Genomic DNA, 13,624 nt, shown 5'->3' with positions numbered 1-13,624 from the left:
CTGTTGGTCACTCAGCTTCAATTGAGACTCTAAATTTGTTTGCCTCACTACCTAAGTAGCTTGGCTGTTAGAACTCAATCTGTACGAGTGCCCACACAGATGATTGCTTTATATTGTTAAAGAACGTTGCGACTTTGTCGCTAGGGATGCGTATAATACATCCTTTATTTTTCGAGTCAACACTTAATTTTAAACTTTCTTACGATTATTTAAACTTAAGTTTTATTTAACTCTCTGAGTAGTTCGTGCCTCGCTATGCGTTGGCGTTCCCCGTCTCAGTGGGGTCGCATTATAGGGAGAACAGATTTTTACGCAAGTACTTTTTTAAAGAAAAACTAAAAAAACACACTGTTCGGTTAGTATCTGAGCGAAAGCAGGTGAAACTGGTAGTTTTATAATCAATATAGGCTTTGCTGGCACTAAAATAAGCGCTACTGTTACACTAATACTCTTAATATGTTTAATTTAAAGGTACATATATGGCAATACGTTCTTATAAAGGAATCACTCCTGCGTTTAATGAATCTGTTTATGTAGACGAGTCGTCTGTATTAGTCGGTGATATCACTATAGGTGATGATAGCAGTGTATGGCCGTTAGTTGCTGCCCGTGGTGATGTTAACCATATTCGTATTGGTCAGCGTACTAATATACAAGATGGCAGCGTTTTACACTTATCAAGAGCAACAAAGAATAATCCAGACGGCTACCCGCTTATTATTGGTGATGATGTAACCGTTGGTCATAAGGTAATGCTACATGGCTGCGTATTAGGTAATCGTATACTCGTGGGTATGGGCGCTATTATTATGGATAATGTGATTGTAGAAGATGAGGTTATTATTGGTGGCGGTGCTTTAGTACCCCCTAATAAGCGTTTAGAGTCTGGTTTTTTATATGTAGGTAGCCCAGTAAAACAAGCTCGCCCATTAACAGAGCAAGAGCTGAGCTTTTTAAAAGTGTCTGCTGATAATTATGTTCAGCTAAAAGATGAATACTTAGCTGAAGACGCTAGTTAATTTAACTAACTAAACTCACTTCTATTTGACCTGCCGAGTTATAGCATTCATCTTCAATAAGCTGCTCGGCACGTTCTTCATAATCAAAACGGTATTGCTCAAAATGACGCGTCGCATGACTCTCATCGGCTAAATTTAAACTACTGACAGCAATCACACACTCAACTAGCATGCCACTTACTTGTGCAAAAAAAACTAATTGATGAGTTGGCTCTCTAAATTCGAGTCGATCTATAAACTGTATTGCTTGATTCATTTAAGCACTCCCTGCTTTAGTGCAGTAATAACAGGAACAATCTCAGGCATTTTATTTCGCCATACATAATAAGCTTGTGCGGCTTGCCCTACTAGCATACCACTGCCATCTAATAGCTTAGCTGCTTTATTGTGTTCGCTGACCCAATTCATGAATAGCGTATTTTGCGTGGCGTAAAACATATCATAAGCCATTTCACATGTGCTTAAGTGCTTTTCGCTTAACGCAGGTAATTCGTTATTCATGCTGCTCGAGGTTGAGTTAATAACTAAATGATAATCAGTAAAAGGAAGGTCGTCAAAACCATACCCCGAAACATTGCCATGCCCAGTAAAGAGCTTTGCCAATGTTTGGGCTTTGTGTACTGTGCGATTAACAATAACTATCTCTGCGGGATTTTGCTCTAGTAAAGGTAAGATCACTCCTCGAGCAGCGCCACCCGCACCAATGATCAACAGGCGTTTACCTGTTATCGTTATTTTATTGGTCAGTAAGTCGTTAACAAAACCAGTGCCATCAGTGTTATCACCGAGTAAACTGCCATCATCGCGCTTTTTAAGGGTGTTCACTGCGCCTGCCAGTTTAGCAACTGGGGTGAGTTCATCGGCTAAAGCAAAAGCCTGCTCTTTAAAAGGAACAGTGACATTGGCGCCTTTTCCCCCTTGCTCAAAAAAAGCAGCGACTGTTTTTTCAAATCCATCGATAGGTGCTAATATTGCGCGATAGTCGATTTGCTCTCCCAATGACTTTGCAAACTGCTGGTGAATAATGGGAGATTTTGAATGTTTGATTGGATTTCCAAAAACCGCATATTTGTCCATTTTAAACAACCTCTTCGCAGTTTTAGTACTGCCTATTAACGATGATAAAATTATGATTAAAAGACTCTTTTCAAGATCAAAGCCGTCTACAACTACGCAAGCACCTACGCCAGATAAAACCCCGTATGAAATCATTGGTGGAGAAGCCCCCACGCGTGCAATTGCTAATAGATTCTACGACATAATGGCCAGCGATGAATACGCTAAACCATTATATGATATGCATCCTCAACCATTAGACAGAATTCGCCAAGTATTTTTTGAGTTTTTATCCGGTTGGCTTGGTGGGCCTGACCTATTTGTTGAAAAGCATGGCCACCCGATGCTGCGTAAACGTCATATGCCGTTCCCTATTGATCAAGACCTACGCGATCAGTGGATGTATTGCATGAATAAAACCTTAGATATAGAAATTGATAACCCCGTGTTACGCGAGGGCTTACGTCAGTCACTGGCCCAACTAGCCAGCCATATGATTAACCAGCATTAACCTACCTCATTCTTTAATTGGGGATTATTTGCGCTAAGTCAAAACCCGCTTTTCTAAAATATAGATAATACCCTATCAAATAATTAGAAAAGCGTGGCGCGTGTGAAATCTATCCAACATAAAATTTATGCTTTGTTAGCCTTAACCGGCATTATTGTATTAATAGCGAGTATTTTTAGTAGTGCTAGCCAGCAGCGCACGCTCGCCCAAGATACGGTGGCAGAAAATATTAAGCTGCTTGCCGATAACTATTTTGATTCAATAAACACCATGATGCTAACGGGCACTATGGCTAATCGAGAATTATTGAGCCAAAAGCTACGCAAACACCCTAATATAGAAGATGCCCATATTATTCGCTCCGATATAGTTAATAAACTGTATGGCGCCGGAAATAAAAACCAAACAGTAAGTAATAACAACGAACGCGAAGCACTGCAGGGTAAAGAAAGCTTATTTATAGAGCAAAACACTGATAGCCGCAGTATGACCTACCTACGCCCTATGTATGCTAGCACGGATTATAAAGGCACTAACTGTTTAGGCTGCCATCAAGCGCAAGAAGGCGATGTGCTGGGCGTGGTAAAAATTAGCTATTCCCTAGCCGATATTGATAGCGAGGTAACTTACAACACCTTAATAACCACCAGCCTACTTTCTACTATTTTTATTATTGCCTTTGTGCTGCTAGGTATAGTGTTTAGAAAAATATTTATAGTGCGCCTTAAAAAGCTCGGCCATGCAATGCACTTAGCTACTACCAATAAAGATTTGACCTTACGCATTGAAGATAACGCCGAAGATGAACTCGGCTGGCTTGCCACCAGTTTTAACCAAATGATTGCTACGTTTAAAGATAACATTGCTCAGGTATCTCACTCTTCAAAAGTGCTTATTCATTCAGCAGAGAAAATTTATACCTCGGCCGATACTACTGAGCGCGCTATTTTAGAACAAAAGAAAAGTACCGACTCGGTGGCCGCAGCAATTAATGAGCTAGAAAGCTCATCCAATGAAGTAAGAAACACCACTCATTTTGCTCAAGAAAAATCTGAGAACAGTAATGAGCTAGCACAACAAAGCATGCAGGTTGCAGAGCAAACCGAACTCAGTATAAATCAACTAGCTGAAGATGTACGCCAAGCGGCAGATCAAGTGAGACAACTGCAAGAGCAAACGCTTGAAGTGGGCAAAGTACTTGAGGTGATCAGCAGTATTGCTGAACAAACAAACCTATTAGCACTTAATGCTGCCATTGAAGCTGCCCGTGCAGGTGAAGCAGGCCGAGGATTTGCCGTTGTTGCTGATGAAGTACGAACTTTAGCAACCCGAACTCATGCCTCTACCGATGAAATACGCCGTACTATAGATAAGTTGCAATCAGAAGCAGCGCAAACAGTTAAAACCATGGGTGAGTCCTGTGAAGAGGCTGACGAAAGAGCGCAACAAGTACAACAAGTTGCACAGGCTTTAAAAGATATTTCAGGGCAAATGAATGAAATAAATGAGCTAAATATACAAATAGCCGATGCAACAGAGCAGCAAAATCTAGCCGCCGAAGAAATAAATATAAGTGTTGTTGGTATTAGCGATAATGCAGAGCAATCGTTAGTGGATGCCGATGAAAATCAAAAAGTCAGTGAAGAGTTACTCAATTTAGCTCGTTCGTTAGATGAGCAGGTACGCAGTTTTAAACTTAAACAATAATTTTAAAAGCCAGTCAATAAGTAGCTTATTGACTGGCATATCATTCTTAGCCCAGTGCTAACCAATCTCGAGGCTTTAAGAAATCTTTATATAGTAATGCCTCTGCGCTGTCTTCAGCTGGGGTATAGTTATACTCCCAACGGGCTAAAGGTGGCATCGACATTAAAATAGATTCCGTACGGCCACCGCTTTGTAAACCAAACAATGTGCCACGATCCCAAACTAAATTAAACTCAACATAACGACCACGGCGGTATAATTGGAAGTCGCGCTGCTGCTCGGTGTACTCATCGTTTTTACGACGCTCAATAATAGGAACATAAGCATCTAAAAAGCCATTACCCACCGATTGCATAAATGCAAAGCTTTGCTCAAAACCTAACTCATTTAAATCGTCAAAAAATAAGCCGCCTACGCCGCGGGTTTCATCACGATGTTTTAAATAAAAGTATTCGTCACACCATTTTTTATATTTTGGATATACGTCATCGCCAAACGGCTGACACACATCGTGCGCAACTTGGTGCCAATGCACTACATCTTCAAGTACAGGGTAAAACGGGGTTAAATCAAAACCACCACCAAACCACCAAATCGGTTCTTCACCTTCTTTTTCGGCAATAAAAAAGCGTACATTGGCATGGCTTGTTGGTATATGTGGGTTTTTAGGGTGAATCACTAACGATACACCACACGCATGAAAACTACGTCCTGCAAGCTCAGGTCTATGTGCTGTGGCAGAGCCCGGCATAGAGGCACCAAATACATGAGAGTAATTAACTCCCCCTTGCTCAATCACATTACCATTGGTGATAACGCGAGTACGACCACCGCCGCCCTCTTCTCGCTGCCAGCTGTCTTCAACAAATTGTGCTTTCCCATCTGCTGCTTCTAAGCCTTGGCAAATGGTATCTTGCAAAGCCATAAAGTAGGCTTTTACTTGTTTTAATAATTCGCTTTGCATAGTTAACCTCTGAATATATTGCCTGTCGTGGCATCTTTAATGGTGCTTGGTTGAGTATTACCACCTAATGGTTCATCAACATAAAAACTAACCTGCTCTGCAAACTGCTGCTGCGCTTCAACAATACTTATTACCGTTGCTTGACCAGTTAAATTTGCACTTGTTGATACCAATGGTTTACCAAACTCTTGGCATAAACGTTTAACTGTAGGATGGTTAGTTACTCTCACTGCAATAGTATCAAATTGCCCTGTTAACCACTTCGGCGTGGTTTTAGCAGCAGGCATGACCCAGGTAATAGCACCAGGCCAACTTGAAAAAATATCAGCGCGTTTGTCCATGGGCAACTTAGCGTCATCCACGTACTTTAATAATTGCCCGTAATTGTCAGCAATTAAAATAAGCCCTTTTTCAACTGGGCGTTGTTTAATATCAAGTAAACGTTCCACCGCCTGTTGATTGTCAGGATCGCAACCTAAGCCATAAACAGCTTCAGTTGGGTATAAAATAACATCGCCGTTTTCTAAGCTTGTTATTGCAGTAGATAAAGAAGAAAGGTCAGACAAAATTGTCTCCAGAGATATTTACGTTATTCAGTGGCAGCAAACTTATGCATACAGCTTTTTTGTGGACATTGTAACACAACGCCACTCGCGGTTTTTTTCTCAGTAACAACTGGCCACTCACATACTGGGCACGCTTGGGCTACAGGCTTATGATTTAGCGTATATTTACAGCTTGGGTAACAGTCGCAGGAATAAAACACCTTACCAAACTTATTACTGCGTGAAACTAAATGACCCTTTTTACATTTAGGACAACCAATCACAGGCTCTTCACTTGGGGTATCGTCATGCTCACTGGCAATATAATGACATTCAGGGTAACCGGTACAGCCAATAAACATACCGTAGCGGCCATTTTTCACCACCAGCGGCTTGCTACACTCTGGACACTCACTGTCCTCTAGTATTTTGATTTCATTGCTATCATGATGAGCAAGCGGACGAATAAAATCGCACTTAGGGTAACTAGCGCAGCCTAAAAAAGGCCCAGATTTACTATTACGAATGACGAGTTCTGAACCACATTGCGGGCATATCTCATATTCTTTTTCTAAGGCATGTTGATTAGCCGAAAAAAGTGAATGATCGATTTTACTCATGTAAATCCTAGTGGTTGGTGAATTTTCGCCTAATATACCCAAAACCCTTAAAGATACAAGCTATCGCAGTCGGTTTGTTAACGCTGAAAATAATAAAACACGCAATAATGGTTAATGTAACACTTCGCTAGGCTCATCAAAAATAAGATCTTCCATTTGCTCATACGCCTGCTGAGAATCAGGGGCATTAAATAACACCATCAAAATTAACCATTTTAAATCTTCTAAAGTAATGGCTGAATTATCAAGCGCCGCCAAACGATCCATCACCATTTCACGAGTGGTGCTATTAATAACGCCGGTTTGTTCAACAAACATTAAAAAGCCACGGCATTCAGTATCAAGAACTCGACACTCACTATCGGTAAAGATTCGCACTGCATGCTGCTCAGTGGCTAATAAATAAGGCGACTCATTACTATATTGTAATGCGGCAAGTTGATCTAACCAGTCAATAGCTTTATTTATTTCCGGCTTGTTAAACCCAGCGCGCAGTAGCTCATCAGTAAGCTTACTTTGCTCAACAAAAACATCGCTTTCGCTGTGAACATAGTTTTCAAATAAATACATAAGAATATCAAACATATTATCCTCCAGCGCTTAATTTAATATAGCCGTCTAATACTCGCTCAATTTGATCGTCTAACTCTAAATCAAGCAATCGCGCTTGTACTTTATCAATTGGCCACTGCACTCGACGCATAATATCGTCCACACTGGTCACCTCAAACCCAATACTATTAAGTACCTCGCAATCTGAGGTTACAGCATCAGTTGACTCTTTATAGTTTAGACCAGAAGGGTATGAAAAGTTCATCTCATCAAGGATATCTGCGACGTTCTCAACCAGCTTAGCACCTTGCTTAATTAAAAAGTGGCTAGCTTGTGCAAGCGGGTTTTTAATTGAACCGGGTACCGCAAAAACTTCTTTATTTTGTTCAAGCGCGTAACGTACCGTAATTAATGAGCCGCTTTTAATTTCGGCTTCAACAATTAAAACGCCTAAAGAGAGCCCTGAAATAATACGATTGCGCCGTGGGAAGTTGTGCGCATTGGCAGCCGTACCAGGCAAAAACTCACTAACCAATAAGCCTGTTGCTAATACTTGCTCTGTGAGTAACTTATGGCGTTTAGGATAGTAAATATCAACGCCTGTCCCTAGCACTGCAATGGTTTTGCCATTTCCTGACAGTGCCCCTTTATGGGCAGCACCGTCAATACCTCGCGCCATACCTGAGGTTACTGTTATGCCAGCAAGGGTTAACTGGTGTGCAAACTCAGCAGCAATTTCAAGCCCTGTAGTCGTTGCGTTTCGACTGCCAACAATGGCTATTTGCGGCGAAGCCAGCAAGCTGATATCCCCTTTACAAAAAAGTAATAGTGGCGCACTGGCTATTTGTTTTAGCTGTTTTGGGTAGGTGGTATCAAAAATACTAATAACAACAATGTTTTGTTGGCTGATCAACTGCTCATAATGTGCAACTTGCTGCCAGTTAGTGTTAAGTAAGTTGCTAGCTTGGTGAGCCGTTAAACCAATGTTTACTAGCTCAGCGTGTGATAAAGAAAACAGCGATGCTAAACTGTATTGTTGAGACAGGGCTAAGAGCGTTTTAATCCCTAGCCCTTTGCATAAGTAAAAGGCAAGCCAATGATTTAGCTTGCCACACGATTGTTCCATGTTCCCTCCTAGAACACCGACTCGCTACTTAATGAATAACTGCTAAATCTCCAATGCGAATTGGGTGCTGATTTTTAGTGATCAGCGCATAACTAACTTTGTCATACACTTTAAAAATAATCATTTCACCAACTTTTTCTGCTGGCATTTTCCACGCAATGCTATCTTCATCGCTTTCTGAACCAAGTAACTCGTTGGTAGCCGATATTAATTTTTCCAAACGACTCGAGTCTTCGGTATAACGTGGACCTCTGGCACCATCAATAACCGTCGGTGACTGGCGTTCAATATCCAGCACATGACCTACCTCAACTTGCTGCTCTGAGCCTAAGTTTAGCACCACCACATCCATCGTGCTAAATTCTCTCACTTCACGGGGTGAAGCAATTACATGCCCCTGCAATGGCTGGGTAGGACGATGCATATTAAAATACACTGGCAGCATCTGCCCTTCCATAGCCGGTAATAAAAAATCACCTTGTTTAATTTCGCGTTTAACTGATTCAACTCTTACTGATGCAGGTTCGCCATTAGCTGCATCACCTTCTCTAAAGGCACGAGCCATACCCACATAAGATGCTCTACTCGCAAGTTCTTCACCTGTTTTAGGGTCGGTGTAAGGCGCCCCTTTATGGTAAATAGCATAAGCCTGATGGCGCTTTAAATTACCTTTAACATATAAAATATGATCGATAGTTTGAGTTTTGGTATTTTCGTTTGCACCCAAGATATAAGGTTTTTCTTTTATCGAATCGCTGTTTATCGCTTGTTCAAATGACAAATACGGTTTAATCACCGCAAGCGGTAAGGTAGTAATGGCATCTTTCCCTTTAGGGGTAATACGCCCCATGGGTGATAGTTTTCGATACGCTTTATTAATCACTAAACGCGGATTACCGTCCGTATCGTAAATTAATGCTAACGCATCACCCGGGTAAATAAGATGAGGGTTCTCTATTTGCGGGTTCATTTGCCATAACTCAGGCCACAGCCATGGCTCGTTCAAATATATAGCTGAGATATCCCAAAGCGTGTCACCTTTTTTTACAACGTATTGTTTAGGCGCGTCTTTTTTTATAGTTAGTATATCTGCTAGCACAGGAAAAGTAGCACCTAATGCAAGTATTATTGCAATTAATGGAGATTTCATTGAGCTTCCTCATAGTGTTTTTTCATTATTATTAACCAAAACCTGTTAAAGGGGAACGTGAATGGCTAAAATAAGAACATACGATACCCTAAATTTAAGCATAAGTGTAAAAGGTAACTATGGCTAGGTTAGAAGTTTTAAGATTTCCAGATGAACGTTTACGTACAATCGCAAAAGAAGTAACAGTTGTTGACGACCAAGTGCGTGAAATCGTCAAAGATATGCTAGAAACTATGTACGATGAAAATGGTATTGGGCTTGCTGCTACGCAAGTTGATATTCACCAACGCATTGTGGTGATCGATGTATCAGAAGAGCGCGATGAACCGCTGGTGCTTATCAATCCACAAATTATCAAAAAAGATGGCTCTACCGTGAGTGAAGAAGGCTGTTTATCAGTTCCTCATTCGTATGCAAAAGTTGATCGCGCAGAAACCGTCACCGTGGCTGCACTCAACGAAGAAGGTAAAGAGTTTATTCTTGATGCCGACGAGTTATTAGCGATTTGTATTCAGCATGAGCTTGATCACCTTCAAGGTAAATTATTTATTGATTATTTATCTCCATTAAAGCGCCAACGCATTCGTAAAAAGCTTGAAAAAGAAGCGAAGTTTGCAGCGCAATAATAAGCACCTTAGTAAATAATTAGGAAACTCAGTGACACAACCATTACGCATTATATTTGCCGGTACTCCGGACTTTGCTGCACGCCATCTGCAAGCACTCATTAATAGTGAACACCAAATTGTGGGTGTTTACAGTCAACCAGATCGTCCAGCGGGTCGCGGAAAAAAACTAAAAGCCAGTGAAGTAAAAGCGCTTGCACTAGAACATGACCTCCCTGTTTTTCAGCCTCAATCACTCAAAACAGACGAAGCACTTGAGGAATTAAACAGCCTCAATGCCGATATCATGATTGTGGTTGCCTACGGGTTAATTTTGCCAAAAGCCATTTTAGATGCCCCACGTCTAGGCTGTTTAAATGTACATGGTTCTATTTTACCACGCTGGCGTGGTGCAGCGCCGATTCAACGCGCTATTTGGGCAGGTGATCAGCAAACCGGTGTCACTATAATGCAAATGGATGAAGGGTTAGATACCGGCGATATGCTACATATTAGCCATTGCCCTATTGATAGCGCTGAAACCAGTGCAAGCTTATACGCTAAGCTTGCTGAGCTTGGGCCTGATGCTCTCATAAACACTATAAATCGTTTGGCTAAAGGTGACATAACCCCTGAACCACAAAACGATGCAGATGCTAATTACGCGAAAAAACTCTCTAAAGACGAGGCCAACATTGATTGGTCTATGGATGCCGAGCAAATTGAGCGTAACATTCGTGCCTTTAACCCATGGCCAGTATGCTTTACCCAAATGAGCGGTAACACGGTAAAAATATACCAAGCAAATGTTGTAGAGCAATCAGGCGCAGCTGGCACCGTACTAACAAGTGATAAGAACGGTATCGTTGTGGCTTGTGGTAAACACGCTTTATCTATTAGCGAATTACAACCACAAGGCAAAAAGCCAATGGCAATTAATGATTTTTTAAACGGTCGTAGCGACTGGGTTACACCTGGCACCGTATTAGGCGAAAATAATGAGTAATGTAAGCAATGTCAGAGCGCTAGCCGCTGAAACTTTATATAACGTGGTTGATAAAGGCGCATCGCTTAATCAAGAACTCCCTTTCGCTAGCCAAGGCCTATCACCTAAAGATAAAGCCTTACTGCAGCAAATTTGCTACGGAGTATTACGTTACTTACCTAGCCTAGAAAATTATTGCCAGCATTTAGTTGAGCAACCACTTAAAGGTAAGCGCCGTATTTTTCAGTTTTTGCTGTATGTGGGCATTTACCAACTACAACATATGCGTGTACCGCCACATGCTGCAATTAGCGAAACCGTTAATGCATTACAACAATTGCGCGCTCTTGGTCTAAAAGGGCTTATTAATGCCATTTTACGAAGCTTTCAGCGCCAACAACTTGAGCTTGAAGAAAAAGCCAAACAGATTCCAGTGTGTTTATATAACCACCCAAACTGGTTTATCAAGCAAGTAAAAGAAGCCTACCCAAATAACTGGGAAGACATACTAGAAGCAAACCAGCAGCAAGCACCAATGTGGCTGCGAGTGAATCAATCGCAGTTTAGCACCCAAGAATATAGCGAGATGCTAACTGCTAACGATATCGAACATACCCTAAACCCAGATTTTATTGATGGCATAAAGCTAAGTAAGCCTCGAGATGTGTTTTCACTTCCTGAGTTTGATACCGGCGCTTGTTCAGTACAAGATGCAGCAGCGCAGCTTGCAGCTCGCTATCTCGACCCACAAAATGGTGATGCCATACTCGATGCCTGTGCAGCGCCTGGTGGTAAAACCTGCCATATTTTAGAGCTTGCCGATGCTGATGTACTTGCGCTTGATAGCGATGCCACACGCCTCGAGCGTGTTAAACAAAACTTAGAACGCATAGGTTTAGGCGCCGATTTACAATGTGGTGATGCATCGCAGCCTCACACTTGGTGGGATGAAGAACAGTTTGATCGTATTTTGTTAGATGTACCCTGCTCTGCAACTGGCGTAATTCGTCGTCACCCAGATATTAAATGGTTACGTCGCGCATCTGACATTAACGACTTATCGACCCTACAGGGCGATATACTCGATAGCATTTGGCCATTATTAAAACCAGGCGGCACATTAGTGTATGCAACTTGCTCGGTACTTCCACAAGAAAACCAACAACAAGTTGCTAAATTTTTAGCTAATAACGACGATGTAGAGCATATTCCTCTACACAGCGAAGACACTAAAACCACACCAGGATTGCAGTTATTACCAGGCGAAAGTGACGGTTTTTACTACGCTAAATTAGTTAAAAAAGCCTAGGCAATACATTTAGCTACTTCAATTTAGAGGTAGCTAATACTTTGATGTAATTAGTATTAATAATACGGGTACATAATGAAAATAATCATACTCGGTGCTGGGCAAGTTGGCGGCACACTCGCAGAAAACTTAGTGGGTGAACAAAACGAAATAACCGTAGTTGATATCGACGGTAACCGCTTGCGCGAGCTACAAGATAAATACGATTTACAAGGTGTTGCAGGCCATGGCGCTCACCCTGACGTGCTAAGTCGCGCAGGGGCTGAGGATGCCGATATGATTATCGCGGTGACCAGCTCAGATGAAGTGAACATGGTAGCATGCCAAGTTGCCTACAGTATTTTTAATACACCAACCAAAATAGCCCGTATTCGCTCTGAGCAATATTTAAAATACCGCGAAAAACTCTTTCATAATGATGACTTACCTGTCGATCATTACATTGCCCCAGAAGCACTCGTAACTAAATATATTCGCCGTTTAATAGATTACCCCGGTGCATTACAAGTGCTACAATTTGCCGACGGCATGCTCTCTTTAGTGGCGGTAAAAGCCTACTATGGCGGTTTATTGGTAGGCTATGCCCTATCTACACTTAAACAACATATTCCTAATGTTGAAACCCGGGTAGCTGCTATTTACCGTCAAGGCAAAGCAATAAAACCATTAGGCACCACAGTAATAGAAGCCGACGATGAAGTATTTTTTATTGCCGCTACTAAACACATTCGTGCGGTAATGAACGAGCTACAAAAACTGGAACGCTCGTACAAAAAAATTATGATAGCCGGTGGGGGTAACATTGGTGCTGGCCTTGCCCGTTCACTAGAAAGAAACCACAGCGTTAAATTACTAGAACGTAGTAAAGAGCGTGCAGAGCAACTCTCTGAAATGCTCGACAACACCGTGGTATTTTGTGGTGATGCATCCGATCAAGAGCTGCTCTCAGAAGAACACATAGAACAAGTTGATGTGTTCATTGCCGTTACCAACGACGATGAAGTAAATATAATGTCGGCCATGCTAGCAAAACGCATGGGGGCACAAAAAACCATGGTACTTATTCAACGAGGCGCCTATGTTGATTTAGTACAAGGCGGCGAAATTGATATTGCCATTTCACCACAACAAGCGACCATTTCTGCGTTACTTACACATGTGCGCCGTGGTGATATTGTAAACGTGTACTCATTGCGTAAAGGGGCTGCAGAAGCCATAGAAGCAGTGGCCCATGGTGATGAAAATACATCTAAAGTAGTGGGTCGCGCGATTGCTGATATTAAATTGCCAGCAGGTACCACAATAGGTGCAATTGTGCGTAATGACGATGTACTGATTGCCCATGACGACACGATAATTCTATCAGGCGATCATGTAATTATGTTCTTAATTGATAAGAAGCACATCAACGTGGTTGAAAAGTTATTCCAAGTTAGCGCTATTTTTCTATAATTAAACTGCTTGAGTTAAGTAAT

At 41.7% G+C, this 13,624-nt stretch carries 15 protein-coding genes; 7 read left to right on the top strand and 8 right to left on the bottom strand.

Annotated elements, in window-relative coordinates; all coding sequences use genetic code 11:
* Positions 1-479 precede the first annotated feature (479 nt).
* On the top strand, positions 480-1,019 hold the full coding sequence (locus AC27JR_RS16670) for a gamma carbonic anhydrase family protein (protein WP_487174200.1): 540 nt from the start codon (positions 480-482) through the stop codon (positions 1,017-1,019).
* Between the two features lies 1 nt (position 1,020).
* Here the strand turns inward: AC27JR_RS16670 and AC27JR_RS16665 are convergent, their stop codons facing one another.
* Together AC27JR_RS16665 and aroE are read right to left on the bottom strand one after the other, a co-directional pair.
* Positions 1,021-1,275, bottom strand: coding sequence for a DUF1488 family protein (locus AC27JR_RS16665; protein WP_487174199.1), 255 nt, complete (start codon positions 1,273-1,275; stop codon positions 1,021-1,023).
* Positions 1,272-2,096: a shikimate dehydrogenase gene (gene aroE, locus AC27JR_RS16660; protein ID WP_010392772.1), complete on the bottom strand. Its 825-nt coding sequence runs from the start codon at positions 2,094-2,096 to the stop codon at positions 1,272-1,274. The genes AC27JR_RS16665 and aroE overlap by 4 nt, the downstream gene beginning before the upstream one ends.
* Positions 2,097-2,148: 52 nt before the next feature.
* On the opposite strand from aroE, the gene AC27JR_RS16655 reads away from it, so the two are divergent.
* Complete coding sequence (locus AC27JR_RS16655; protein WP_010392770.1) at positions 2,149-2,586, top strand: group II truncated hemoglobin; 438 nt, start codon at positions 2,149-2,151, stop codon at positions 2,584-2,586.
* 102 nt (positions 2,587-2,688) lie between these two features.
* Positions 2,689-4,293 carry a methyl-accepting chemotaxis protein gene (locus AC27JR_RS16650; RefSeq protein ID WP_487174197.1) on the top strand — a complete coding sequence of 535 codons (1,605 nt, stop codon included), beginning with the start codon at positions 2,689-2,691 and terminating at the stop codon, positions 4,291-4,293.
* Positions 4,294-4,339: 46 nt separating this feature from the next.
* On the opposite strand, the gene hemF is transcribed toward AC27JR_RS16650, so the two are convergent.
* From hemF to AC27JR_RS16620, 6 genes are all read right to left on the bottom strand, one after another.
* A complete protein-coding gene (gene hemF, locus AC27JR_RS16645) occupies positions 4,340-5,257 on the bottom strand; it encodes an oxygen-dependent coproporphyrinogen oxidase (RefSeq protein ID WP_010392766.1) in 918 nt (305 codons plus the stop codon).
* 2 nt (positions 5,258-5,259) lie between these two features.
* A complete protein-coding gene (tsaC, locus tag AC27JR_RS16640; protein WP_487174195.1) occupies positions 5,260-5,823 on the bottom strand; it encodes an L-threonylcarbamoyladenylate synthase type 1 TsaC in 564 nt (187 codons plus the stop codon).
* A 23-nt stretch (positions 5,824-5,846) separates the two neighbouring features.
* Positions 5,847-6,422 carry a DNA topoisomerase family protein gene (locus AC27JR_RS16635; RefSeq protein WP_487174193.1) on the bottom strand — a complete coding sequence of 192 codons (576 nt, stop codon included), beginning with the start codon at positions 6,420-6,422 and terminating at the stop codon, positions 5,847-5,849.
* A 111-nt stretch (positions 6,423-6,533) separates the two neighbouring features.
* Entirely contained in the window at positions 6,534-7,007 is a 474-nt protein-coding gene (locus AC27JR_RS16630) for a DUF494 family protein (protein ID WP_010392756.1), read from the bottom strand.
* A 1-nt stretch (position 7,008) separates the two neighbouring features.
* Positions 7,009-8,100 (bottom strand): DNA-processing protein DprA, encoded by a 1,092-nt coding sequence (gene dprA / locus AC27JR_RS16625; RefSeq protein WP_487174191.1) that lies wholly within the window; start codon positions 8,098-8,100, stop codon positions 7,009-7,011.
* A gap of 28 nt (positions 8,101-8,128) precedes the next feature.
* The gene (locus AC27JR_RS16620) at positions 8,129-9,250 is read right to left on the bottom strand and encodes a LysM peptidoglycan-binding domain-containing protein (RefSeq protein WP_487174190.1); all 1,122 of its coding nucleotides are present in this window, start codon (positions 9,248-9,250) and stop codon (positions 8,129-8,131) included.
* A gap of 119 nt (positions 9,251-9,369) precedes the next feature.
* On the opposite strand from AC27JR_RS16620, the gene def reads away from it, so the two are divergent.
* From def to trkA, 4 genes are all read left to right on the top strand, one after another.
* Positions 9,370-9,876: a peptide deformylase gene (gene def, locus AC27JR_RS16615; protein WP_008112927.1), complete on the top strand. Its 507-nt coding sequence runs from the start codon at positions 9,370-9,372 to the stop codon at positions 9,874-9,876.
* A gap of 31 nt (positions 9,877-9,907) precedes the next feature.
* Positions 9,908-10,861, top strand: coding sequence for a methionyl-tRNA formyltransferase (gene fmt / locus AC27JR_RS16610; RefSeq protein WP_008467078.1), 954 nt, complete (start codon positions 9,908-9,910; stop codon positions 10,859-10,861).
* Positions 10,854-12,149 carry a 16S rRNA (cytosine(967)-C(5))-methyltransferase RsmB gene (gene rsmB / locus AC27JR_RS16605; RefSeq protein WP_008467077.1) on the top strand — a complete coding sequence of 432 codons (1,296 nt, stop codon included), beginning with the start codon at positions 10,854-10,856 and terminating at the stop codon, positions 12,147-12,149. Before fmt ends, rsmB begins: the two co-directional genes overlap by 8 nt.
* A gap of 75 nt (positions 12,150-12,224) precedes the next feature.
* Positions 12,225-13,601, top strand: coding sequence for a Trk system potassium transporter TrkA (gene trkA, locus AC27JR_RS16600; protein WP_008112933.1), 1,377 nt, complete (start codon positions 12,225-12,227; stop codon positions 13,599-13,601).
* The last annotated feature ends 23 nt before the right edge of the window (positions 13,602-13,624 follow it).

It is taken from the genome of Pseudoalteromonas sp. NH0006-26, from assembly GCF_057552415.1.
Note: the sequence above shows the minus strand (reverse complement) of the source record. Positions and strands in the feature narration are given on the sequence as shown.

Coding starts and splice junctions, on each gene's coding strand:
- AC27JR_RS16670 (WP_487174200.1), top strand. CDS start 480: ATGGCAATACGTTCTTATAAAGGAATCACTCCTGCGTTTAATGAATCT.
- AC27JR_RS16665 (WP_487174199.1), bottom strand. CDS start 1,275: ATGAATCAAGCAATACAGTTTATAGATCGACTCGAATTTAGAGAGCCA.
- aroE (WP_010392772.1), bottom strand. CDS start 2,096: ATGGACAAATATGCGGTTTTTGGAAATCCAATCAAACATTCAAAATCT.
- AC27JR_RS16655 (WP_010392770.1), top strand. CDS start 2,149: ATGATTAAAAGACTCTTTTCAAGATCAAAGCCGTCTACAACTACGCAA.
- hemF (WP_010392766.1), bottom strand. CDS start 5,257: ATGCAAAGCGAATTATTAAAACAAGTAAAAGCCTACTTTATGGCTTTG.
- AC27JR_RS16635 (WP_487174193.1), bottom strand. CDS start 6,422: ATGAGTAAAATCGATCATTCACTTTTTTCGGCTAATCAACATGCCTTA.
- AC27JR_RS16630 (WP_010392756.1), bottom strand. CDS start 7,007: ATGTTTGATATTCTTATGTATTTATTTGAAAACTATGTTCACAGCGAA.
- dprA (WP_487174191.1), bottom strand. CDS start 8,100: ATGGAACAATCGTGTGGCAAGCTAAATCATTGGCTTGCCTTTTACTTA.
- AC27JR_RS16620 (WP_487174190.1), bottom strand. CDS start 9,250: ATGAAATCTCCATTAATTGCAATAATACTTGCATTAGGTGCTACTTTT.
- def (WP_008112927.1), top strand. CDS start 9,370: ATGGCTAGGTTAGAAGTTTTAAGATTTCCAGATGAACGTTTACGTACA.
- rsmB (WP_008467077.1), top strand. CDS start 10,854: ATGAGTAATGTAAGCAATGTCAGAGCGCTAGCCGCTGAAACTTTATAT.
- trkA (WP_008112933.1), top strand. CDS start 12,225: ATGAAAATAATCATACTCGGTGCTGGGCAAGTTGGCGGCACACTCGCA.